The sequence below is a fragment of the Bacillus sp. IBL03825 genome, assembly GCF_024712505.1.
In the GTDB taxonomy this organism is placed as follows: domain Bacteria; phylum Bacillota; class Bacilli; order Bacillales; family Bacillaceae_G; genus Bacillus_A; species Bacillus_A wiedmannii.
Genome location: NZ_JAMXKE010000001.1, coordinates 813,915 through 834,988, shown reverse-complemented (window position 1 = coordinate 834,988; position 21,074 = coordinate 813,915). Strand labels below are relative to the sequence as shown.

General features: G+C 35.6%; 27 protein-coding genes and 1 pseudogene. 12 read left to right on the top strand and 16 right to left on the bottom strand.

Annotated elements, in window-relative coordinates; genetic code table 11:
* Positions 1–130: 130 nt before the first annotated feature.
* Both NHG49_RS04380 and NHG49_RS04375 read left to right on the top strand, forming a co-directional pair.
* Entirely contained in the window at positions 131–1,333 is a 1,203-nt protein-coding gene (locus tag NHG49_RS04380) for an LCP family protein (protein ID WP_242289937.1), read from the top strand.
* Between the two features lie 148 nt (positions 1,334–1,481).
* The gene (locus tag NHG49_RS04375; RefSeq protein ID WP_000642356.1) at positions 1,482–1,922 is read left to right on the top strand and encodes a hypothetical protein; all 441 of its coding nucleotides are present in this window, start codon (positions 1,482–1,484) and stop codon (positions 1,920–1,922) included.
* A 32-nt stretch (positions 1,923–1,954) separates the two neighbouring features.
* Here the strand turns inward: NHG49_RS04375 and NHG49_RS04370 are convergent, their stop codons facing one another.
* The 10 genes from NHG49_RS04370 to NHG49_RS04325 form a co-directional block, all read right to left on the bottom strand.
* Entirely contained in the window at positions 1,955–2,719 is a 765-nt protein-coding gene (locus NHG49_RS04370) for a sulfite exporter TauE/SafE family protein (protein ID WP_064473892.1), read from the bottom strand.
* Positions 2,720–2,752: 33 nt separating this feature from the next.
* Positions 2,753–3,232: a DsrE/DsrF/DrsH-like family protein gene (locus NHG49_RS04365; protein ID WP_000437730.1), complete on the bottom strand. Its 480-nt coding sequence runs from the start codon at positions 3,230–3,232 to the stop codon at positions 2,753–2,755.
* Between the two features lie 72 nt (positions 3,233–3,304).
* Positions 3,305–3,601 (bottom strand): rhodanese-like domain-containing protein, encoded by a 297-nt coding sequence (locus NHG49_RS04360; protein ID WP_064473893.1) that lies wholly within the window; start codon positions 3,599–3,601, stop codon positions 3,305–3,307.
* A 15-nt stretch (positions 3,602–3,616) separates the two neighbouring features.
* Positions 3,617–3,976, bottom strand: a complete 360-nt coding sequence (locus NHG49_RS04355; RefSeq protein ID WP_048562489.1) for a rhodanese-like domain-containing protein — start codon at positions 3,974–3,976, stop codon at positions 3,617–3,619.
* A gap of 30 nt (positions 3,977–4,006) precedes the next feature.
* Positions 4,007–4,237: a sulfurtransferase TusA family protein gene (locus NHG49_RS04350; protein WP_064473894.1), complete on the bottom strand. Its 231-nt coding sequence runs from the start codon at positions 4,235–4,237 to the stop codon at positions 4,007–4,009.
* Between the two features lie 19 nt (positions 4,238–4,256).
* Positions 4,257–5,387, bottom strand: coding sequence for an MBL fold metallo-hydrolase (locus NHG49_RS04345; RefSeq protein WP_088047969.1), 1,131 nt, complete (start codon positions 5,385–5,387; stop codon positions 4,257–4,259).
* A 38-nt stretch (positions 5,388–5,425) separates the two neighbouring features.
* Positions 5,426–6,001 carry a sulfurtransferase TusA family protein gene (locus NHG49_RS04340; protein WP_103655907.1) on the bottom strand — a complete coding sequence of 192 codons (576 nt, stop codon included), beginning with the start codon at positions 5,999–6,001 and terminating at the stop codon, positions 5,426–5,428.
* A 73-nt stretch (positions 6,002–6,074) separates the two neighbouring features.
* Positions 6,075–6,338 carry a metal-sensitive transcriptional regulator gene (locus NHG49_RS04335; protein ID WP_000456206.1) on the bottom strand — a complete coding sequence of 88 codons (264 nt, stop codon included), beginning with the start codon at positions 6,336–6,338 and terminating at the stop codon, positions 6,075–6,077.
* Between the two features lie 192 nt (positions 6,339–6,530).
* On the bottom strand, positions 6,531–7,115 hold the full coding sequence (locus NHG49_RS04330) for a DUF3238 domain-containing protein (RefSeq protein WP_000182107.1): 585 nt from the start codon (positions 7,113–7,115) through the stop codon (positions 6,531–6,533).
* Positions 7,116–7,247: 132 nt separating this feature from the next.
* Positions 7,248–7,832 (bottom strand): DUF3238 domain-containing protein, encoded by a 585-nt coding sequence (locus tag NHG49_RS04325; RefSeq protein WP_000247255.1) that lies wholly within the window; start codon positions 7,830–7,832, stop codon positions 7,248–7,250.
* 141 nt (positions 7,833–7,973) lie between these two features.
* On the opposite strand from NHG49_RS04325, the gene NHG49_RS04320 reads away from it, so the two are divergent.
* On the top strand, positions 7,974–8,447 hold the full coding sequence (locus NHG49_RS04320) for a MarR family winged helix-turn-helix transcriptional regulator (protein ID WP_064473897.1): 474 nt from the start codon (positions 7,974–7,976) through the stop codon (positions 8,445–8,447).
* A gap of 127 nt (positions 8,448–8,574) precedes the next feature.
* On the opposite strand, the gene NHG49_RS04315 is transcribed toward NHG49_RS04320, so the two are convergent.
* The 3 genes from NHG49_RS04315 to NHG49_RS04305 form a co-directional block, all read right to left on the bottom strand.
* Positions 8,575–9,837, bottom strand: a complete 1,263-nt coding sequence (locus tag NHG49_RS04315; protein WP_064473898.1) for a neutral/alkaline non-lysosomal ceramidase N-terminal domain-containing protein — start codon at positions 9,835–9,837, stop codon at positions 8,575–8,577.
* Between the two features lie 108 nt (positions 9,838–9,945).
* Positions 9,946–11,361: a stage V sporulation protein SpoVR gene (spoVR, locus tag NHG49_RS04310; protein ID WP_001202704.1), complete on the bottom strand. Its 1,416-nt coding sequence runs from the start codon at positions 11,359–11,361 to the stop codon at positions 9,946–9,948.
* Positions 11,362–11,475: 114 nt separating this feature from the next.
* Positions 11,476–12,036, bottom strand: a complete 561-nt coding sequence (locus NHG49_RS04305) for a nitroreductase family protein (protein ID WP_064473899.1) — start codon at positions 12,034–12,036, stop codon at positions 11,476–11,478.
* Between the two features lie 232 nt (positions 12,037–12,268).
* On the opposite strand from NHG49_RS04305, the gene NHG49_RS04300 reads away from it, so the two are divergent.
* The 9 genes from NHG49_RS04300 (at position 12,269) to NHG49_RS04260 (ending at position 18,956) form a co-directional block, all read left to right on the top strand.
* Positions 12,269–12,865, top strand: coding sequence for a hypothetical protein (locus tag NHG49_RS04300; RefSeq protein WP_064473900.1), 597 nt, complete (start codon positions 12,269–12,271; stop codon positions 12,863–12,865).
* 125 nt (positions 12,866–12,990) lie between these two features.
* On the top strand, positions 12,991–14,496 hold the full coding sequence (locus NHG49_RS04295; RefSeq protein WP_064473901.1) for a spore germination protein: 1,506 nt from the start codon (positions 12,991–12,993) through the stop codon (positions 14,494–14,496).
* On the top strand, positions 14,493–15,575 hold the full coding sequence (gene gerYC, locus NHG49_RS04290) for a spore germination protein GerYC (RefSeq protein WP_088047971.1): 1,083 nt from the start codon (positions 14,493–14,495) through the stop codon (positions 15,573–15,575). The genes NHG49_RS04295 and gerYC overlap by 4 nt, the downstream gene beginning before the upstream one ends.
* Before the next feature lie 12 nt (positions 15,576–15,587).
* Positions 15,588–16,688 (top strand): GerAB/ArcD/ProY family transporter, encoded by a 1,101-nt coding sequence (locus tag NHG49_RS04285; RefSeq protein WP_000147538.1) that lies wholly within the window; start codon positions 15,588–15,590, stop codon positions 16,686–16,688.
* A gap of 52 nt (positions 16,689–16,740) precedes the next feature.
* A complete protein-coding gene (locus NHG49_RS04280; protein WP_064473903.1) occupies positions 16,741–17,250 on the top strand; it encodes a PCYCGC domain-containing protein in 510 nt (169 codons plus the stop codon).
* A gap of 120 nt (positions 17,251–17,370) precedes the next feature.
* Entirely contained in the window at positions 17,371–17,619 is a 249-nt protein-coding gene (locus NHG49_RS04275; RefSeq protein WP_001195461.1) for a YhdB family protein, read from the top strand.
* Between the two features lie 164 nt (positions 17,620–17,783).
* The gene (locus tag NHG49_RS04270) at positions 17,784–18,203 is read left to right on the top strand and encodes a disulfide formation protein C (protein WP_064473904.1); all 420 of its coding nucleotides are present in this window, start codon (positions 17,784–17,786) and stop codon (positions 18,201–18,203) included.
* Positions 18,204–18,215: 12 nt separating this feature from the next.
* Positions 18,216–18,668 carry a thioredoxin family protein gene (locus tag NHG49_RS04265; protein ID WP_088095235.1) on the top strand — a complete coding sequence of 151 codons (453 nt, stop codon included), beginning with the start codon at positions 18,216–18,218 and terminating at the stop codon, positions 18,666–18,668.
* 72 nt (positions 18,669–18,740) lie between these two features.
* A complete protein-coding gene (locus NHG49_RS04260; protein ID WP_064473906.1) occupies positions 18,741–18,956 on the top strand; it encodes a DUF1540 domain-containing protein in 216 nt (71 codons plus the stop codon).
* A 32-nt stretch (positions 18,957–18,988) separates the two neighbouring features.
* Here the strand turns inward: NHG49_RS04260 and NHG49_RS04255 are convergent, their stop codons facing one another.
* The 3 genes and pseudogenes from NHG49_RS04255 to NHG49_RS04245 form a co-directional block, all read right to left on the bottom strand.
* On the bottom strand, positions 18,989–19,240 hold the full coding sequence (locus NHG49_RS04255; protein ID WP_000834190.1) for a hypothetical protein: 252 nt from the start codon (positions 19,238–19,240) through the stop codon (positions 18,989–18,991).
* Between the two features lie 103 nt (positions 19,241–19,343).
* Positions 19,344–20,104, bottom strand: a pseudogene (locus NHG49_RS04250) (L,D-transpeptidase).
* Between the two features lie 68 nt (positions 20,105–20,172).
* Positions 20,173–21,039 (bottom strand): SDR family oxidoreductase, encoded by an 867-nt coding sequence (locus NHG49_RS04245; RefSeq protein ID WP_064473908.1) that lies wholly within the window; start codon positions 21,037–21,039, stop codon positions 20,173–20,175.
* Between the last annotated feature and the right edge of the window lie 35 nt (positions 21,040–21,074).

Genomic DNA, 21,074 nt, shown 5'->3' with positions numbered 1-21,074 from the left:
ATCTGACTTTTTATAAATATATTGAATTTTTACGAAATGTAAATGATTTGTAATGTTTTTTTTCGTCAAATTTCATTATAATAAGTGGATATGAGTGTCGTATTTCAATTCAAATGAAGGAGTACAAGAAATGGAGCAAAACCCATATTTGCAAGAAAATACACGCAGTAAACCGAAAAAAGGTAAGAAAAAAACAAAAATTATTATAAGCGTTATTCTATTCTTTTTAATAATAGGTGGCGGTTATACTTGGTTTTTAGTAAATAAAGCATCTTCTGCTGTTCGAAATGCCGCACACGATTTAGCACGCGGTGATAAATCTGATTTACGTGATAAAGCTGTAAAACCTATCGCAAATAACGTCTCTGTCTTAGTCATGGGTGTTGATGAAAGCGATGTCCGCGGGAAAGAATATGGTGAAGCTATAAGAACGGATGCACTATTACTTGCAACGTTTAATAAAGATAGCAAAACTGTAAAACTATTAAGCATTCCACGAGATACATATACTTATATTCCAGTGGAAAAGAAAAAAGATAAAATTACACACGCTCATGCATACGGTTCTACTAAAAACGGAAAAGATGGTGGACCACAAGCAAGTATTGATGCAGTTGAAAAATTAATGAATGTTCCTGTCGATTACTTTGTAAAGTTTAACTTCAAATCATTTATGAAAATTGTCGATGATTTAGGCGGGATTGAAGTCGATGTACCAGTTGAATTTACTGAACAAGATAGCAATGATAATGCTGATGCAATTCATCTGAAAAAAGGTGTTCAAAAGCTAAATAGTGAAGAAGCTCTTGCTCTTGCTAGAACGCGCCACATCGATAGTGATGCAATGCGTGGACAACGTCAACAACTCGTTATTGAAGCAATTTTAAAGAAACTAACAAGCGTTGGATCTGTAACAAAAGTTGGTAACATCATTGATGATATTAACGGACAATTCGTTACTAACTTAACATTCGATGATATGCTTTCATTCTACAAGTACGGATCGGACTCGGAAATTGAGAAATTACAAATTCAAGGTGAAGACTGCTATATGGAAAAAGGTGACGATACATGTAGCAAATCTGCTGGTGGCGGCCGAACGTATTACTACAATCCAGATAAAAAAGAATTAGCAACTGTTACAAACGAACTTCGTACTCACCTTGGATTACCTGCATATACAAAAACAGACTCTGATTCGAAGAAAACAAGCACAGAGAAAACAAAAGAATCTAAGTCTGAAAATTCAAGTGAACGCCAATCAAGTAACAATGAAGTGAAAAATAAAAATAGCAGTGAAGATACAGAAACATCGTCTAACGGCAATGAATAAAAAAGAAGCAGTTCTCTATGGAGGTAGAGTGCTGCTTCTTTTTATTTCTTTGGAATCAAAAATCAGAACTTTCTAACTATCTTTTTTAATATTTTTAAATTATAATAAATAGTAGCAATCTATTCCAATTATCAGGGGGCTCATACATATGAAAGCTGCAGTAAAACATAACATCTCAGATTTTAAAGACTACTTAAAATCAAACGATATATTCATGGAAGAAAATATAGATGAAAATGATGGTTCTGTTCATTTTTCAGTAGGATTAGAGACAGAAGCTGGCGCAAAAATTCAACTTATCGCTGCTTTCCAAAACGAACATCCTACTGTAGATATATACTGCTTCAATGTTGCTCACGTACCGGATGCAACATCAACAAATGATATTTTGCATGTTATCAATGAATTAAACACATCTTATCGATTTGCAAAATTCACATTAAACAAGCAAAATGCAATTGATATTTCAGCATCGCTTGCATTCTCAGAACCAAACTTTAATCCAGCGCTTGTCTTTGAACATACGAGAATGCTATATAAATTAGCAAATGACGAATATAAAAACTTAATGAAAGTTATTTGGGCATAAATAAAAGGATGGGCTACAAGCAGCCCATCCTTTTATTTCGATATCATATCAATCCACATCTTAACAGCAGTGCCTACAATCAAAATCGATAACATATATTGCAATGCTTTTTGATTGATCCTCTTCCCGACTCGCACTCCAAGCGGCGCAGCAAAGATACTTGCAACCGCGATAATAAGAGCTGGAATTACAACTACTTGACCAGTTATCACTTTTCCAGTCGTAATCCCTACTGAGGAAATAAACGTAATAGCGATAGATGTTGCTATCGTTGTACGTATCGGCAATTTTAAAATAACTAACATAATCGGTACTAATAAGAAAGAACCGCCAGCACCTATAATGCCTGATGCTCCTCCTACAAGAAACGCTAACAAGCTTGCTAACCATTTATTATATGTCACTTCACCACTATTATTTCGTTTCGGTACGAACATCATAATAGCAGCAATTGTTGCTAACGCTGCATAAACAACATTGACCGTATGTTCCTCTAATACGTTAGCACCAAAGCTCCCTATGAAACTTCCTATTAAAATACTAGCTCCCATATACACAACTAACGTTTTATCCATATCATTACTTTTCCGATAAGCCCATGCACCTGCAAAAGTTGCAAAGAATACTTGCACCGCTGTAATACCACTCACTTCATGTGACGTATAACTAGTAAACCCTAGCAATACCGGAATGTATAGGATCATTGGATAATTAATAATCGCACCGCCAATTCCAACCATTCCTGATATAAACGATCCTATAAACCCAATTATAAAAAGTAATACGACTAAACTCACCTTATATCCCCCGCCTTCTAAAAAGAAGGTGATTTAAATGAATAAATTCACATTCCCATCCGAAGCATCTGCTAAATAAGCTCCTACTCCTGCAAACTCTACCCCTTCCATAATCTCTTCCTCTTTTAACCCTAATAAATCTACCGTCATTTGACAAGCTACAAGTTTAATTCCCTGTTCTTTCGCTAAATCCATTAAATCTGGTAAAGGCATCGCATTATGTTTTTTCATAATACCTTTAATCATCTTTGGCCCCATACCGGCAAAATTCATTTTTGATAATCCCATCTTATCTGCACCACGTGGCATCATTTTTCCAAATACTTTTTCTATGAAAGTTTTCTTTACCTTCACATGTTCATCTTTCCTTAAAGCATTTAATCCCCAAAAAGTATGAAAAATAGTCACCTCTTGATCATACGCCGCTGCACCATTTGCAATAATATAAGCAGCCATCGCTTTATCATAATCTCCGCTAAATAAAACAATTGTTGTTTTCTTCTGTTGTTCCATGTTGTGCTCCCTCCAATTACCTATAGGGGTATTTGTTTGTTTATAAAAAGGCTGAAATCATTTACCTCATTCTCATATGACTTTACCTTTCCACGCTAACATACCACCTACCATATTGATTGCTCGAAAACCGTAGCTCTCTAAAAACTGAACTGCTCTTGCACTTCTTCCGCCAGAGCGACAAACGATAATATATTCTTTATGCTTATCTAACTCATGCATTCGAAACTCTAGTAGTCCTAACCTAATAGGAAGCACTCCTGGAATTTTCCCTTCCGCCACTTCTTCTACTTCACGAACATCGATTACATATAACTCTTCATTTCGTAACAATCTTTCCTCTACTTCTTTCGCTGTTATTTCTTTCATTTTAATATTCCTTCCTTATAAAGCGTTCATACCACCTGAAACATTGATAACGTGCTGGAATCCTAATTTCTTTAGTACTTTTGCCGCTTGCTTACTTCTCATCCCGCTCTGACAAATAACGATTACTTCCTTATTTTTATCTAATTGATTTGCTTTACTAGCTAACTCATTTAATGGGATATTCTGAAACCCTTTCATATGATTTCCTCTATATTCACCTACTGTACGAACATCGATAAATTGTTTTCCCTTTTTTCCTGCTATACTCTTTAATTCTTTCCCACTTATATTTTGAACACCTTTTACCGGTAAAAAACGTGAAATAACAAACACTGCAGCGAGTACAATGAAAAGCGTACTTAATATTGTATTCATATAACCAACCTCTCTACATTTATAAAACTACTACGCCTTCTTAATCCAAAACTTCAGCACATCAGCTTCTTCTACATGCTTTACGATGTCATGACCACCTTTATTTGCCCACGCTGGAATATCCTTAACTGACCCTTTATCTGTTACATGTACTTCTAACACTTCTCCAGTTTGCAAAGTATCCATCGCTTTCTTCGTTCTTACCATCGGCATTGGGCATGCTAAACCTTTCGCATCTAATACTTGTTTTACATTCATCATCTATTCCTCCATTTTTTATTTATTCATGAACTGCGCAACGATTTGGACCAGTCTCCATTTCACGTTCTTCATCCACACTCGGATGAATCTTACCCATATTCGTTTGACGAATTTCTTCGTAAGCATTCGGCTGAGGTGGTAAATTCTCCGTTACCACTTTACGAAACTCTCCCTCACTCTCAATATTTAGTCCTGCATTATACACAAATAAATCTTTTAACTTTGCGCTCACAACACCATTCTCATCCATTTCACTTATTTTTGAATAATGAGCTGGTAACACGATTAATTGTTGAGATAGTACTTTATATCGGTTATATAAAGTTTCTCTTAAATCACTCACCCAATCCTCAGCCTTTCCAGCAAGATCTGGACGCCCGATTGAATCTACAAATAAAATATCGCCTGATAATAAATAGGAATCATCTACAATAAATGATGTACTTCCAATCGTATGCCCAGGTGAGTATAATGCATCAATTTCAATTTTAGTACCCCCCACCGTAATAACAGAACCTTCAACGAGCGGTTTATATGAGAAAACAACTTCCTCCGCATCTTTCGGCGGTAACCAATACGTGCCACCTACTCTTTCAGCTAACTTACGTCCTCCAGAAATGTGGTCTGCATGTAAATGTGTATCCATTACATTCGTAATCGTAACGCCATACTCTTTCGCAAACTCTTCGTATGCTTCAATTGTTCTTACTGCATCAATAACTGCTGCTTCACCGTTTGAAACGACCATATAAGATAAACAGCCTTTTCCAAGGCGGTTAAATTGATATATACTTCCTCCCCCCTGTACATCTCCTACCTTTAACGGCTTCACATATTCACTCCAAGCTTTCATACCGCCAGCTAAATAAAAAACATTATGGAAGCCAGCATCCAGCAATTGCTCAGCGACAAACTGTGAAGAACCTTCTTTCGCACATACGACTAAAATTTCTTTCTCCCTCGGCAATTCACTTGCAATATGATCTACACCATCTAACAAATCAAAATACGGTTTATTTATAGAAGAAATTTGTTTCCCTTCAATTTTCCAATCTTCATAATCCGTCTCATTTCGAACATCTAAAATAAACAGCTCTCCGAATAAAACTTTCTCTGCAACATCTTTTGCTTGTAACGGTTTAACAATCATCTAATTACCCCCATAGGTATATTTTTATTTAAAAAATTTTACTTTTCCACATCCCCTTGCCACTCTAACATACCTGGAATGATATTTTTCACATTTAAATACCCTTTCTCTTTCAACATTTGGCAAGCTACATCACTACGGTTACCAGTTCGGCAAATAACATAAATTTGCTTCGTCTGATCTAATTCTGCACTACCCAGTTCGCCTAATGGGAATGAAATAGCCGTTGGAATATGACCAAAAGCGAATTCCGCTGCTTCACGAACATCTAATATAATACACTCTTCACCACTTAATAATATCTCTTGCAATTCCGCATTTGTAATTGTTTGAGGATATTTCACTACTTCATTCACTTCATGCTCATGTGCTTTTCTAACGTAATGCATCAATAGATCTCCTTCGTGTTTCGTCCCGATATATTGATGACCTACTTTACTCGCCCAACTTTGTATATCTACAGTAGACCCTTTATCTGTTGCCTGAACTTCAATCACTTGCCCTGATGCGAGACTTTCCATCGCCTTCTTCGTCTTCACAATCGGCATCGGACAAGCCAATCCCTTACAATCTAAACTCCTATTCACTTTTATACTCATAGTCGATTCCTCCATAACTTATATACATATACCTGTAGGGGTATATTAAAATGTTTTTGAAAATCTGTCAACACTTACGTTTGACAGATTATCGGCTTTTTACAAGTAATTGAACAGCTTCTTTAATTAACTCTTCATTTGAACCATTACCACTTTCAAACTGTTCACGCAAACATTGCTCTAAATTCGTTCCAACAACAAGTCCAATTGTACGATCAAGTGCAGAACGAGATGCCGTTAACTGTGTAATAACCTCTCGGCAATCTTTTCCTTCTTCCATCATACGAAGTACACCACGAACTTGACCTTCAATACGTTTCAATCTATTTTTCATATCTTGATTATATTCCACTGTAGACCACCTCCGTATTTATAACTATATTATACATTACTTTGTAACTTTGTATAATAACATATACCCTGAAGGGTATATTGTAAAGCGTTTTATTTTTTTGAAACTTTCTAACGTATAGTGAAAATGCAAAAGTCACTGATTTTATTGACTTTTGCATTTCTCAACTACACTGCATTATTATCTTACTTCTTATAAACTCCTTGTAAAACTATAATCCATTTCTCCACCTAGTGCTGCAGCTGTATCACCAGTTTCTCTAAAATCATGTGTATATATTTTTTCAAATGAACCGAAATCTACTTGCTTATAAAATTCAAAACAAGGGAATCCATCATGCTCCCCTTGAATCTCAATACTACCATCCTTGTTCACACATACATGTAATACATAATCTACAGGAGGTGCATATATATTTAATGGATTACTTGCACTCGCACTCATTTTAAATTGCACACCATCAGGATTCCATACGATATTCGTGCACACAATATTTTCAGTACTCGCTTTTCCTGTTCTTTTATTCACAGAACCATCTGGATTCGTAACCTTCTCTGTCGTAATACCCGTGTTCGCATATGAAAACACTTCTTCTTTATAAAAATCCACTACTACCTCTTGCTCCACTCTAGAGCGCATAGTATTTACCGCATGTGGTGTAAATTCGCGTGAATCACCTTCGAATTGAATTATTTTCCCTGTTTCCATATCCTTCCTCGGTTCTGTCCAAGACATTGGAATAAATACGCTGGCTCTAACTTTTACGATATTAGTCATAAGAAACACCTCTATAATTCTAATTTTATATACTGCATTATTTAATAAAAAAACTCCATTTCAGCCACATAATTAAAATCTTTCTCTTTTACATTGGCTACTTCTTTCTTAAAAATGACGCTATATTTATAGCTAGATTTTCGTTTTAAAGCTATATTCCATTTCTCCAGCTAGCGCTGCTGGGGTATCATTCGTTTCTCTGAAATCATGTGTATATATTTTTTCAAATGAACGAAAGTCTATTTGTTTATAAAATTCATAGCAAGGGAAACCATCATGTAAACCTTCAATATGCACAATGCCACTTGTATTAACTCTTATAACCAAAAAATAATCTGCTGCGGGTGCCGCTGCGTTTAACGGATTACTTGCACTTGCTCTCATTTCAAATGAAACTTCATCCTCGCCCCATACGATATTAGTACATACAATATTTTCTGTACTTGTTTCTCCTTTTTGATACTCAATTGAACCATCTGAATTTGTAATTTTCACAGTAACGATGCAAGCATCTACATATGTGAAAATTTCTCTTTTATAAAAATCAACAATCACTTCTTGTTCTAATCTTGAACGCTTTGTATTTACAGCGAATGGTGTAAATTCACGTGCATCTCCAGCGTATTCAAAAACTCTTCCTGTTGCAGCATCCTTAATAGGCTTCAGCAACGCATACGGTGCAAATACACTCCCTCTAATTTTTACGATATTAACCATGTGAAACCTCCGTTGATTCTATTTATATAGATCATTATTTGTACTATACAAGATATAGTCAATTTGATTGACCATATCCTGTATAGTACAATAGGTTTTATATATAGTCAACTTAATTGACTACAATTGTGGAGGTTATACATGAATCATCAAACATTTAACGAACTAGACCTTACTTCACTTTTATCATTATCTTTCAGTACATTAATTACTGAACTGCATGACAGATTAAGTGAATTGGGATTTGAAGATATTAGGCCAGCACACGGCTTTATGTTCAAACGTATCCTTCCTAATGGAGCAACCGGTATAGAATTGGCTGAGTATTTAGGAGTTTCTAAACAAGCTGTAAGTAAAATGATCGATTCTCTTGAAAATAGTGGTTATGTCACGCGCAAAAAGCATCCTACTGATAAAAGAGGTAAAATCATTATTTTAACCGAACGAGGTTTAGCTGTAATGAAAACGAAAGAAGAAATAGTAGCTGAAATAGAGCAACGATGGATTGAAAACATAGGTACTGAACGAATGCAAATGCTCAAGGAAGATTTAACAACATTCGTTACTAAAGAAAATACAGAGAAATTATCATCAAATATACGACCTGTTTGGTAAGCAAAAACTCCATATAAAAACGAATCCATTTTGATCAGTCCCTTTCAAAATGGATTCGTTTTCTACAGTTTTATTAATAATTATTGCTTCTTTTAAATTTCATATCAAATATGCAAGAGTCTATATTTTACGCATTATATAATTCCATAGCTCTCTGCACGACTAATTCTGCCGTATTCTCCTCCGGTGGCATCAATAAATTCGTAACAGGCCCATATACAACAGGGTTTAGCTCTACTTCGTACCCACCATATGCAAACTCTTCTTTTGTCGGTAAATAACCAATATATCCATTCGTATATCCACCTAAAAAAGCTATTTCATTTTGAAGACGCTCTTTCACTTCTAAAGCTGTTTCTGAAAAAGGTTCCATCGGTATACCAAAGAACATACCATCATTAATTTGAAACAGTTGAACTTCTAAATCAATACGTAACTGCCGAATACCTTGCTTATATTTCTCTAAAATTATAGTAAGCCATTCATCCGTATTCACATCCCACTGCTTCTCAGCTAATTGAGCCATGCTTCGTATTTCATTAATTTCAGGAATATCTTTCAACTTCATTTGCATCGTACTTGAAACTGTTCTTAAACTTACAATTGGGCTATATGTAACTATTGGCAACATCGTTAATACATGTCCACTAACTGTGTAAGCCATTTGCTTTACTGCTTCCCTTGAACCGCGATACTTTGCATTTACATTGCCAGCAGCACCTTGCACAATAATAACAGGACAGTTTACGATTTTCTCAAGAATCTCTCTCGTCATTCCCGGATAATCCGCCGATAGTACATCGCTATCACCTTTTAACACATTCGGATGTGCCGTACAAAATACTATAATCCCAGATAGCTCCTTCGTTTCAGCATTTCTTATGGCTAACATGCCAATTCGTTTATCTACAACACCCTCTATATTTGTTCCCATCTTCGCTCTTCCATCAGATGTTCTCTCTCTTCGGTTTACCCCAATATAACCTGTCGTAACACTCCAGCCAATTTCACATGGCCTCAAGTTGTTATTCGCAGTAACAGCACCGTGCACTACATTATTTACTAAAATCGTTTTATACGACTTTATTAAAGGATGATCACCGACTGTTTCCGGACCAGAGTGTGTATGTGTATAAACAACAGTTATTCGCTCAAATGATATATGAAGCTCTCTCGCTATTTGTTCACGAATCATATTTGTATCTTCTACTAACATTCCAATATTATCAATACTTATAAACACAGTTTTCGTCTCATCTTTTTCAAATACAAAAACTGTCCCATAAATACACTCTTCAATATTATTTATTCCTGTCTCTCTATGGTATCCGACAAAATCAATACCTACAGGCGGCATAATATCCACCTTGCATACCCCTATTTTGCTCATTTGAATCGCTCCATTTCTCTATGTAACTCCCTTTTTCAAGAATAGCATATTTGACCTTGTTCCAAATAAAAAAGAACGGACATAGCATTCTATGTCCGTTCTTTTTTATCACACATACTTCCGATGAACCATCTTCCCATCATAAGAAAACACAACGCCCTTACTTTCCACAATCGACTCCATATGCACCGTTCTTCCCCATAATTGATGAATATATGGCAGTACTTTTTCTAAGTATTTTAAATCGAGCTCGATTCCTTCGTAACTATGTTTAATGTACAATTCTCCGTTCTTTAAGTAATCTCCATCTTCTACTACTAAGTACGGGAAGCCACCGTTTGTACGCATATTTACGAGCTGATCACGTACCTGTTCCCACTCTTTATCTATTACTTTATATTCTTTTCCTTGGCGCTGGAATAAGTACATATCTTCTCTCATTACGAGATCTTTGTTTAAGTAGTTTCTTAAGAATGATACATCCCATTCGATTTCGCGTACTTCAAAGATTTTGTCCCGACCAGATCCTGGCTTTACGCCGCGTCGTTTCATTTCTTCTGTCGGGTTATTGTAGCGTTCTTCAATATCTTCGAACATTTTAATACCGAGGTAGTATGGGTTAATGCTTGTTTTTGATGGTTGAACTACACCTGCATTAAGCTTTGCGAATTCAATCGCTTCAGAAGATGTTAAGTCCATTTCACGGAGTATGCGTTGATGCCAGTAAGAAGCCCAACCTTCGTTCATGATCTTCGTTTCAAGCTGCGGCCAGAAATATAACATTTCCTCGCGCATCATCGTTAATATATCGCGCTGCCAATCTTCTAGCTCACGGCTATATTCTTCAATAAAGAGGAGTAAATCTTTCTCTGGTTGCGGCGGAATTTTCTTCTTTTTATGCATATTAGGTCGTTCTCTCTTTTTGTTTCGATCATCTAAATTCCATAAATCATCGTACTGTGATATCTTTTTCTTTTCTACATCCTCTTCTAAATCTTCAATACTCCACGCCAGTTTTGGACGCATAAGTGACGGATCAATGTGCTCTTGAATGGCAAGTACGGCATCCAAAAATGTTTCGACTTCTGCCTTTCCATACTTATGCTCATATGCTTTCACGCGATCAGCCGTTGCCGCCATACTCTCCACCATATCTCGTTTCGTATTAGAGAAGCGAATATTATTTTTAAAGAAGTCACAGTGCGCTAAAACGTGCGCTACAATTAATTTGTTTTGAATTAACGAGTTCGTATCTAATAAAAAGGCATAACATGGATCAGAGTTAATAACGAGTTCGTATATTTTACTAAGACCTAAATCGTATTGTAATTTCATTCTAAAAAACTGTTTTCCAAAACTCCAATGTGAAAACCGCGTCGGCATCCCATATGCACCAAATGTATAAATAATTTCCGCTGGACATATTTCATAACGCATCGGATAAAAATCAAGCCCAAATCCAGTCGCAATTTCCGTAATTTCCGCAATCGCATATTGCAGTGCTTTATCGTCACTTGCTCTCATTATTTTCCCTCCTTACACTTTCCCTTAAGAAAGTGTATGATGAGGAACAAGCTTTCATGAGGATTGATTGCATAATAAAAAGACATCCTCATAAAAACGAGAATGTCTCATCTATTAACCTTCAATAATCTCCATCTTCTCCATAATCGGTGTACGAGCTTTTCCTTCTGGTGCTTTATCGAAATAGCCAAGGTGAAGAATTCCAACGATGCGTTGACCTCTTGTTAAACCGAGTCCTTCTATAAATAATGGATTGTAGTTTAATCCGCCTGATTTCCAAACACATCCTAATCCACGCTCCCAAGCAAGTAGTTGGAAGTTTTGCATAAATGCACATGTTGCAGCGTAATCTTCGTCGCGTTGAATTTGACGTGGATCTTCATTAATATAAACAACAATTTGTGCAGGCGTGCTTAAGAAACGATCTGATAAGATTTTACCGCGTTTCGCTCTTTCTTCTTCTGTGAAAGAGTTTAATACTGCATCTACTAATTTTTTGCGACCTTCTCCAATGTATAATTTACAATTCCATGGTTCACGGTGTTTATGATTCGGTGCCCACGTTGCGTCGTTTAATAGTTCAATTAATAACTCTTTATCTACAGCTTTATCTGTGAATGTACGTACAGAGCGTCTTTCTTTAATCACATTTGCGATGGAAGTATATGTAGTCATATTTTTCTCTCCCTTATTTTCATCTATATGTATACATTTGTTATTGATATTGATTTTCAATTTCGATTATACCTTAGTTTTTTACTATTAATCAATGTTTTATGTTGGAAAACTTCCAAAAACGTCATTTTATACTGTGAATAAAAAAACTTAACTTGTTCACAAGTATTTCACATTTTATGGAAATGATATGTGTACAGTTTTCCACATTATCCATCTAGGAGGAGTTTATATGTACAAAAAAATCGCAGTAAGTATGACCATGGCAACATTATTATTCGGGGCAACCGTCTTCCCTACTTTCGCTGCCACGCCAAAAGAAGTAACATTGCACCATCATAAGCCTATTTCAGAAGAAGAAATGCAGTCGCTCGAAAAACTCGGCTATAACAAACATGAAATTTGGAAAGCTGCTCATATTGCAAAAATGAGTAAAAAAGAAATAAAAGACGTTTTAGCTTACTATAAACAAAATAAATCTTGGGAGAAAACAGCCCAGCATTTCGGCGTAGATCCAAGTAAGTTGAAAAAACATCATATAAATAAAGAGACGAAAAAAGCACTACTGCAAGAATTAGCAAATATGCAAAAATCTACACCAGATGGACTCAAACAAAAAATGAAAGAATATAATATCGGATTACGTCAACTTACAGTATTAACAATCATCTCTCAAAAAAGTAATACCCCTCTCGATGATGTACTAAAAATGAAAAAAGATGGAATGGACATTAAGCAAATTGCAGAAAAACTAAACGTGAAAAAAGAAGATATACGTGCAGAAATGATTAAATTAGTGAAGTCTATTAAAGAAAAGAACACAAATTAACATGCCAAAAAGGAAGAGATATTTAATACTCTTCCTTTTCTTTATGAACTTTCAATTTTCAAGTATAAATTCCCGTCTTTCCCAAAAACTAACACAAGTAAATGATGTATGTCAGGGGTGAGAAAATGTTTCGTTTATCATCTAAAAAGAAGAAACAATCCGTATGCTCTGTTCCAGAATTCATCCACACTATGAAAGAATCCAGCGATTTTTCCTCTTATAATGTCATAGAGGATGGGTCATTATGTTTGTTTTATTATAAATCTACAGTTGAATCACTTATTATTAATCGATTCATTTTAACACCTATCAAAAAAGAATTAGATCGCATTCAAAATATAAATGACATAGCAAACATCGTCACACTTGAGGAGATTATTACCAATCCTTCTATTGATGATATCCGTGAAAAACTATTAAGTGGATATGTACTCTTGCAGCTAAAAGTTGATTCCCAAACAGCCGAATATGCACTGATTCGTGCTGAAAGTTTAGCTTTAGGTACACGATTATATAACGATACAGAAAATGAATATAGTGTCATCGGTCCCAAAATTGGATTCGTTGAGAATATTGATACGAATATACATTTACTTCGGCGAAGCATTGTAACAGAGCAATTAATTTTCAAAGAACTGTCCGTTGGATCTATATCAAAAACAAAAATTGTAGTCGCTTATATGGCGGATATTACAAATGAACAGCATGTGAACACTGCAGTGCAACGCCTGCGAGATATTGATTTTGATTACCCTTTTGATGCAACTATGATTGAACAGTTTATTAGTGATAATAGCAACTCACCTTTCCCTGTTTTACTGCCTACAGAGCGTTTAGACCGATCCGTTTATGCATTACTGAATGGAGGAGTCGTCATTTTAACAGACGGTTCACCATATGCATTAGCTGGACCCGCAACACTACTCGATTTCTTCGTCTCTCCAGAAGACTATTATTTACCATGGATAGCAGGGTCATTTCTTAGATTAGTTCGTTTTTTTGGTGCAGCATTCTCTCTATTTTCATCAGCTATTTATACAGCTGTATTAACGTATCACTATCAAATGATTCCAGCAGATTTACTCGGCCCTATTATTTATTCTAGAGCCAACGTACCATTTCCACCTGTTTTGGAGGCACTTTTTTTAGAAATTACAATCGAATTACTGCGCGAAGCTGGGGCGCGTTTACCGACTAAAGTCGGCCAAACCATTGGTATTGTTGGCGGCATTGTAATTGGGCAGGCATCTGTTGAGGCTGCTTTAACGAGCACCATCTTATTAATTGCTGTTGCGTTGTCTGCACTAGCTTCTTTTACAACACCAACAGTAAAAATGTCTTCTACTATCCGGATATTACGCTTCCCTCTCATCATTTTAGCTGGAGCATTTGGAGGTGTAGGGCTTATCGTCGGATTTGTATTCATATTGGCTCATTTAATTCGCTTAAAATCACTTGGATCACCTTATTTATTACCTTTATACCCATTTCGCGGGTTAGGTACAGCTGAAGGACTCCTTCGCCTTCCATTTAGTCAAACTGCAGGACGTGCTTCTTTTCTAAGACCAAAAAAGAAATGGCGCTATGATCCAAACAAAGCGAAAGAAAAACACGACGGTGAGGAAAAATGAAAAATATTTTATTCTGCTTTTTCATTATCATTTTAATTTTTCAATCTGGTTGTACAGAAGCAAATATAGTTGATACACAGCGAATGATTCACGTAGGTGGATTCGATATAATAAAAGATAAAAAATTTCGCGGGACAATTTTATATCCCGATTACACAAAAGGCGTACAATCTAAACCAGAAACTCAATCAACCCATGCAGGTACAATTGAAACTATATCTTCCCTTCTAAACGCCAAATCGCCACATACGATTGCTGTAGGTCAAATGCGTGTTGTCCTATTTGGAAAAGCATTTGGTGAACATGGACTTGGAGATGTTATTAACAACTTACAACGTGATCCTAACATTGGACGAGATGTACAACTAGCGCTTGTAGATGGTTCAGCAGAAGAATTACTTAAACATGTCAGAACAAATGGATCACTTTATCTATCTGATTTACTGGAGCAAAATATAAAAAACGAGACAATCCCGCGGACAGCTTTAAATATTTTTTTATATAACTTCTATTCATCTGGATGCGATCCATTTCTTCCTTACATTCAAGTATCAGAAGACAAATCTGCTTCCATTAAAGGACTAGCTTTTTTAAAAAAGGATAAAGTGGCTATGTATACAGATAAGAAAAGGTCTTTTTTATTTAAATTACTCATTAATCCAACGAAAAATGGGCGTTACGAAGTTCCGATACGTCAAGGTAAACATAAAGGTTTGATTGCTACTCAAAACTTATCTGGAAAAAGTGTATGTTCTCTTTCACCAAACGGTGATATTCCGAAAGTTAACATACACTTAAAATTAAATGGACTCATAAAAAATGCTCCTAGTTGGCTTGATTTATCAAAGAGTGAAAATGTAACTTACGTAAAAAGACATGTAGAAAAAACACTTGAGAAGGATTTAAACGAATTAATACAAACATTCCAAGAAAAAAAAATCGATCCAATCGGTATACGTGAAGAAATTCGTAGTCATTCAAGAAAATGGAGCATGAAACAAATTCAAGATATGTATCCTAACGTAGACGTTGCTGTCAATGTAAAGATTAATGTCGTACAATCTGGTATCGGAGAATAGTGAGGTGCTATCATGACTGGACAAGATAAAACACATACAGTTTCCCCGTATTTCACATTCCTTCTATTACACTCTCTTCAAATTGGAGTAGGGGTGTTAGGATACCAAAGGATTATTGCGCAATTTGCCGGTTATGACTCTTGGATTTCTCTTATTATCGCTGGTATTGCAACTCATATCGTATTATTTTGTATGCTGAAAATGTTAGAAAAAGATAATGATTTAATGAATATCCATACGACATGTTTCGGAAAGTGGATTGGAACATTTTTTTCCGTATGCTTTGCGGCATATCTTCTATTATTTTGCCTTACTGTTCTTCGTACATATATTGAAGTTATTCAAGTTTGGGTCTTTCCTACAATTAAACCGTGGAAATTAACTTTACTATTTTTACTTGTAGCTTATTACATAATTAGAGGCGGCTTTCGTTCTGTAACAGGAATATGTTTTTGGGGCGTCATAATACCGATTTTCGTCCTGTTCTTCTTAGTTTTCCCAATGAAATATGCGCATGTTCGTAACATCTTTCCAATTCTAACTCATTCACCTTTAGACATTTTAACTGCAGCGAAAGCATCTGCATTAGAATTTCTCGGATTTGAAGCAATCCTTGTTTTTTATCCATTTATTAAAAAAGGAAAATCGTTAAATAAATGGGCACATGGTGGTATTGCTTTTACGACGCTCCTCTACGTAATATTAGCCATCGTTTCCCTTATGTACTATAGCCAAGGGCAACTACATCATACAATTTGGCCAACCTTAACGATGCTAAAAATTATTAAGGTGCCTTTTATTCAAAGGTTTGAGTACATCATTATTTTCATATGGTATCTTATTATTTTACCTAATCTTTGTTTAACCATTTGGTCTTCTTGTTGCATTAGTAAAAAATCTTTTCACATACCTTTTAAAATCACACTGCCATTTTTTATCGCAGCTATCTTTATTTCGTCCTTATTTTTTACAAACCGTGAAAGTATCAACACATTAAATACAGTACTATCTCAAGCTGGCTTATATATTGTATACGCCTATATCCCAATTTTATTTCTATTTCATTCACTACGATGGCACTTCAAAAATCGTTCAAAAAAAGCTTCTCCCTAGGTGTTTTAGTCTGATACAATTTGATTAATACATTTGTAAAGGGGACAAGCGTATGAAGAAATATGTATTTTCTTTACTTGCAGTACTGAGTTTAATTCTTGCTGGTTGCGGAGCTACTAGTACAAATGAAAAGAAATCATCTGAATCAAAAGAAGAGCATGACCACGCATCGCATACTCAGCAAGTTGACATTCAAGAAAAAACAAAAGGGGTCGACACACTTCCTACCTTCTTAGACAAGCTTGATCCACAAATGAAAGATATCTATACTGTAGCTGGACAAAATGCAGAGCTATTAGATTGGATTCCATGTTACTGCGGTTGCGGTGAGAGTGTGGGACATAAAAATAATAAAAACTGCTTTATTCGTGAAATTAAAAAGAACGGTGAAGTTGTCTGGGATTCCCACGCAACGACTTGTGTCAATTGCTTAGAAATCGCAGTTGAATCTGCTTCCATGAAACAAAAAGGAAAATCAACGCTCGAAATTCGTAACTATATCGACAATAAATACAAAGAAGGCTATGGCAAACCAACACCTACGCCAATGCCAAAAGCTTAAAAACGAGGAAATTCCTCGTTTTTTCTTTTCATTCGCTTTTTTTCTTAACAAATTCTTTCAAGTGTATTTCTCCTTGCTTGTCACACACTATATATAACTCCTCAGTAAGGAGGGTACACAGTGCAAACATATAACGACTATGACAAAGCTCTCTATTACACGTATAGCTGTAATTGGGATAAATTACTCGTTCTTATGGTTCAAACGAACGATCAATTATTTTCTAAGCGTATTGAACATTTTTTACACGCTTATCAATACAGTAAAGAAATGCCAGAAGTTGATAAACAATTGCAGCTCCTATTTCAATATATTGACCATGCATCTCAAAAGTCACATATAGAAGAAGTAGAGCAAATTCAAATGTAAAATATAGCGCTATTCTCTTCAGGAGAATGGCGCTTTTTTAAATATTGATATCAATAAAAGTTTCCTCTTATAAAACTTTTATTGATAAACATATTTTTTCTTTCTTTTCTGTGCCACTTCATACTATAATTTAGTATGTAACTATTATAAGAGAGGTATAAAATATGAGACGAGAAAAAAAGCAAGAATATGCTTTACTTACCGCGTGGGGAGCTTCTTTTATCGCTACACTAGGAAGTCTTTATTTTTCCGAAATCATGAAATTTGAACCTTGTGTACTTTGTTGGTATCAACGTATTATTATGTATCCATTCGTTTTATGGCTTGGTATAGCTGTAGCAAAGAAAGATTATCGCATCGCAAGTTATTCTTTACCAATTGCAAGTATTGGTGCTTGTATTTCTTTATATCACTATGCAATTCAAAAAGTCGCAGCATTTTCAGCTGCTGGAGCAGCTTGCGGACGTGTACCCTGCACCGGAGAATTCATAAACTGGTTTGGTTTTATTACAATCCCGTTTTTAGCACTTATCGGCTTTATTACAATCGCTGTTTGTAGTTTTATTGTAATAAAAAACAAATAAGGAGATGAAAAAATGAAAAAAATGCTTATATTTGGTGGTATTATTATCGCCTTGTTTGCAGCAATTTTTGCTGTTACACAAATGGAAGAAAAAAACGCTACTAGCCAGAAAATTGATAATGCTACTGATAGTAAGACAAATGGCCCTGACTACTACACAAACAAAATCTCTCTTTCAGATCTTCAAAAGAATTTAAAAGAGAAAAAAGAAGAAACAGTATACTTTTATCAAACATCTTGTGTTCATTGTCAAAAGCTATCTCCTGTCGTAGTACCAATGGCTAAAGACTTGAACGTTGATATGAAAGTTATGGATATTGAAAAACTAGATGTTCCTTGGGATGAATATAAAATTAAAGGAACTCCAACAATCATTCACTTTAAAGATGGCAAAGAAGTAAGCCGTATTAGTGGTGAACAACCGGAAGACAAATTAAAAGAATGGCTTGAGCAAACGAAAAAATAACGAGAAAAGGAAACTCCTTCTACACATGAAATGGGCGTAAAATCCCAAACTAATGTATAAGGAGGGGGTTTTATGCCAGAAGTAAAATGCTCTGTTTCCAATTGCTCATTTTGGGGACAAGGTAACTTTTGTCAAGCAAATGCAATCGTTGTTCAACCAGATGCACAAGAATCTGGATCAAATGCAAATGGTTCATATACAGGCGCGGTTTTAACAAACGAGACGCTAGAAAGTTCTGTAACAACAAGTGTAGAAACTTGTTGTCATACATTTAAGCCAAAATATTAAACAAAAAAGCATACGATTACTCGTATGCTTTTTTACATTCCTCTCCAAAAATCATGCATGATAAAAAAGTACAAAATAACGAGAACAACTGTCCCACATAAGGTAATGCGCCGATATATACTCTTCTCTCCTTCTCTTGCTTTCACAAATGCCCAAATAAATCCGAAGAACAATATTAAATCAACATATGGAACATAAAAAGAAAAAACGAGAAACGCATACAAATACACGATAAATAAACAGGTCGTTACTAAGAAAATTTTAAAAGCAAATTCACTTTTCATAATGTAACCGCCCCCTATCTGTACTGTATTATATTCAGCAAAATACAATAGTTGCAGTTAAACTCGAAGTAGAAATAAGCTACCGTCTATAATACGGTAGCCATTACGGAATATTATATTTCCGTTTATATATATTACTTAAGGTCGAAGTAGGAATTTGCTCATAACGAATTTTTTCTCCAGTTTCATCCACTATATACAAATTGTTTCCTATATAATATATTCCTTCTTTTCGTTTTGAATACACTGCATATCTTTCGTTTGGCAATACCGTTTTCACTTTTGTTAACTGCCCATTTGGTTCTTGCCAATATATTTCGGCACGGTCTACTAACGTAAGCATGCCAATTTGCTCTTCTTCTACTTTACGACCGTTCCAGCTCACAACGCGGTAACCAAGCTTATTCGCTTCATATTCAGGGCTCGTATGAAAACGAGAAATGATTACTTTCGTCTGTAATTGCACCCGATCATATAACCATTTTATATCCCGGTCATGCATGCGAATACAACCATTCGACTCTCTGCTTCCAATCGTCCATTCTCGATTTGTCCCGTGAATCGCATATTCATTCTTGTCTAGCCCAAGCCACCTCGTACCAAGAGGGTTATTCGGCGCACCCCCAGCTATTTTTTTCGATGGTATTCTTTATTTTTATATTTAGTTATAATACAAAAATTACCTTCAGGCGTTGGGGTACTATCCCTTCCCGTCGTTATTGGAAATGTTTTCGTATAATTTCCCTCTTCAAAAAAAGATAGCTGATTCGTCGTAAGGTTCACTAAAATTAAATGATCTGTATTAGCAAAAGCGCTAGCTGGTAGGCAGAAAAATAGGATTACGATAAACAATACTTTCTTCATCTAAATCCTCCCTAGCACTAGTATCATAATAAATGCGATTAGCTTTACTTTGCTCTTATAAATGAAAACTATCCATTGACGATAACGCCTCCGTTTACATGTATCATTTGCCCTGTCACATATGTGGAATCACCAGACGCTAAATATACGTATGCTGGTGCTAATTCATATGGTTGACCAGGTCTTTGCATCGGGACATTACTCCCAAACTGAGAGACTTTCTTCTCATCAAAGCTCGATGGAATAAGTGGCGTCCAAATTGGTCCCGGCGCAACACCATTTACACGAATTCCTTTTTGCACTAACGATTGAGACAGTGATCTTGTAAAAGCTACGATTGCTCCTTTCGTTGCCGAATAATCAATTAAAGTTTCATTTCCTTCATACGCAACGATAGACGCCGTATTTATAATGACATCTCCTTGTTTTAAATGAGAAAGTGCTGCTTTCGTAACGTGAAAATAAGAAAAAATATTAATACGAAAAGTCTTTTCTAGCTGTTCTGCTGTAATATACTCTAATCCTTGCTGCGGATATTGCTGCGCGACATTATTTACTAAAACATGTAAACTACCTAGCTGCCGAACGGTCTCTTCTACAATATCTTTACAATGTTGTTCATTACTTAAATCACCCGGCAACAATACACACTTTACCCCTTCTTGTTCTACACGTTGCTTCGTCTCATTTGCATCTCCATCTTCATCTAAATAAGCAATCGCGATATTTGCTCCCTCTTTTGCAAAAGCGATGGAAACAGCTCTTCCAATCCCACTGTCTCCTCCTGTAATTAATATATTTTTTCCTTTTAACTTTTCACTTCCTTTATAATTTGGATCTTCAAACTGCGGAAGTGGATTCATTAATGATTCAATACCAGGCTGTTTATTTTGATGTTGCGCAGGCATTGTTACAAAGTTTTTTTGCTGTGGCATAGCTTCTTTCAACTCCTTTTCCTTATAATGCGCAC

Excerpts from the sequence above, each read along its gene's own strand:
- NHG49_RS04380 (WP_242289937.1), top strand. The coding sequence starts at position 131 with ATGGAGCAAAACCCATATTTGCAAGAAAATACACGCAGTAAACCGAAA.
- NHG49_RS04375 (WP_000642356.1), top strand. The coding sequence starts at position 1,482 with ATGAAAGCTGCAGTAAAACATAACATCTCAGATTTTAAAGACTACTTA.
- NHG49_RS04365 (WP_000437730.1), bottom strand. The coding sequence starts at position 3,232 with ATGGAACAACAGAAGAAAACAACAATTGTTTTATTTAGCGGAGATTAT.
- NHG49_RS04360 (WP_064473893.1), bottom strand. The coding sequence starts at position 3,601 with ATGAAAGAAATAACAGCGAAAGAAGTAGAGGAAAGATTGTTACGAAAT.
- NHG49_RS04355 (WP_048562489.1), bottom strand. The coding sequence starts at position 3,976 with ATGAATACAATATTAAGTACGCTTTTCATTGTACTCGCTGCAGTGTTT.
- NHG49_RS04350 (WP_064473894.1), bottom strand. The coding sequence starts at position 4,237 with ATGATGAATGTAAAACAAGTATTAGATGCGAAAGGTTTAGCATGCCCA.
- NHG49_RS04345 (WP_088047969.1), bottom strand. The coding sequence starts at position 5,387 with ATGATTGTTAAACCGTTACAAGCAAAAGATGTTGCAGAGAAAGTTTTA.
- NHG49_RS04340 (WP_103655907.1), bottom strand. The coding sequence starts at position 6,001 with ATGGAGGAATCGACTATGAGTATAAAAGTGAATAGGAGTTTAGATTGT.
- NHG49_RS04330 (WP_000182107.1), bottom strand. The coding sequence starts at position 7,115 with ATGACTAATATCGTAAAAGTTAGAGCCAGCGTATTTATTCCAATGTCT.
- NHG49_RS04325 (WP_000247255.1), bottom strand. The coding sequence starts at position 7,832 with ATGGTTAATATCGTAAAAATTAGAGGGAGTGTATTTGCACCGTATGCG.
- NHG49_RS04320 (WP_064473897.1), top strand. The coding sequence starts at position 7,974 with ATGAATCATCAAACATTTAACGAACTAGACCTTACTTCACTTTTATCA.
- NHG49_RS04315 (WP_064473898.1), bottom strand. The coding sequence starts at position 9,837 with ATGAGCAAAATAGGGGTATGCAAGGTGGATATTATGCCGCCTGTAGGT.
- spoVR (WP_001202704.1), bottom strand. The coding sequence starts at position 11,361 with ATGAGAGCAAGTGACGATAAAGCACTGCAATATGCGATTGCGGAAATT.
- NHG49_RS04305 (WP_064473899.1), bottom strand. The coding sequence starts at position 12,036 with ATGACTACATATACTTCCATCGCAAATGTGATTAAAGAAAGACGCTCT.
- NHG49_RS04300 (WP_064473900.1), top strand. The coding sequence starts at position 12,269 with ATGTACAAAAAAATCGCAGTAAGTATGACCATGGCAACATTATTATTC.
- NHG49_RS04295 (WP_064473901.1), top strand. The coding sequence starts at position 12,991 with ATGTTTCGTTTATCATCTAAAAAGAAGAAACAATCCGTATGCTCTGTT.
- gerYC (WP_088047971.1), top strand. The coding sequence starts at position 14,493 with ATGAAAAATATTTTATTCTGCTTTTTCATTATCATTTTAATTTTTCAA.
- NHG49_RS04285 (WP_000147538.1), top strand. The coding sequence starts at position 15,588 with ATGACTGGACAAGATAAAACACATACAGTTTCCCCGTATTTCACATTC.
- NHG49_RS04280 (WP_064473903.1), top strand. The coding sequence starts at position 16,741 with ATGAAGAAATATGTATTTTCTTTACTTGCAGTACTGAGTTTAATTCTT.
- NHG49_RS04270 (WP_064473904.1), top strand. The coding sequence starts at position 17,784 with ATGAGACGAGAAAAAAAGCAAGAATATGCTTTACTTACCGCGTGGGGA.
- NHG49_RS04265 (WP_088095235.1), top strand. The coding sequence starts at position 18,216 with ATGAAAAAAATGCTTATATTTGGTGGTATTATTATCGCCTTGTTTGCA.
- NHG49_RS04260 (WP_064473906.1), top strand. The coding sequence starts at position 18,741 with ATGCCAGAAGTAAAATGCTCTGTTTCCAATTGCTCATTTTGGGGACAA.
- NHG49_RS04255 (WP_000834190.1), bottom strand. The coding sequence starts at position 19,240 with ATGAAAAGTGAATTTGCTTTTAAAATTTTCTTAGTAACGACCTGTTTA.
- NHG49_RS04245 (WP_064473908.1), bottom strand. The coding sequence starts at position 21,039 with ATGCCACAGCAAAAAAACTTTGTAACAATGCCTGCGCAACATCAAAAT.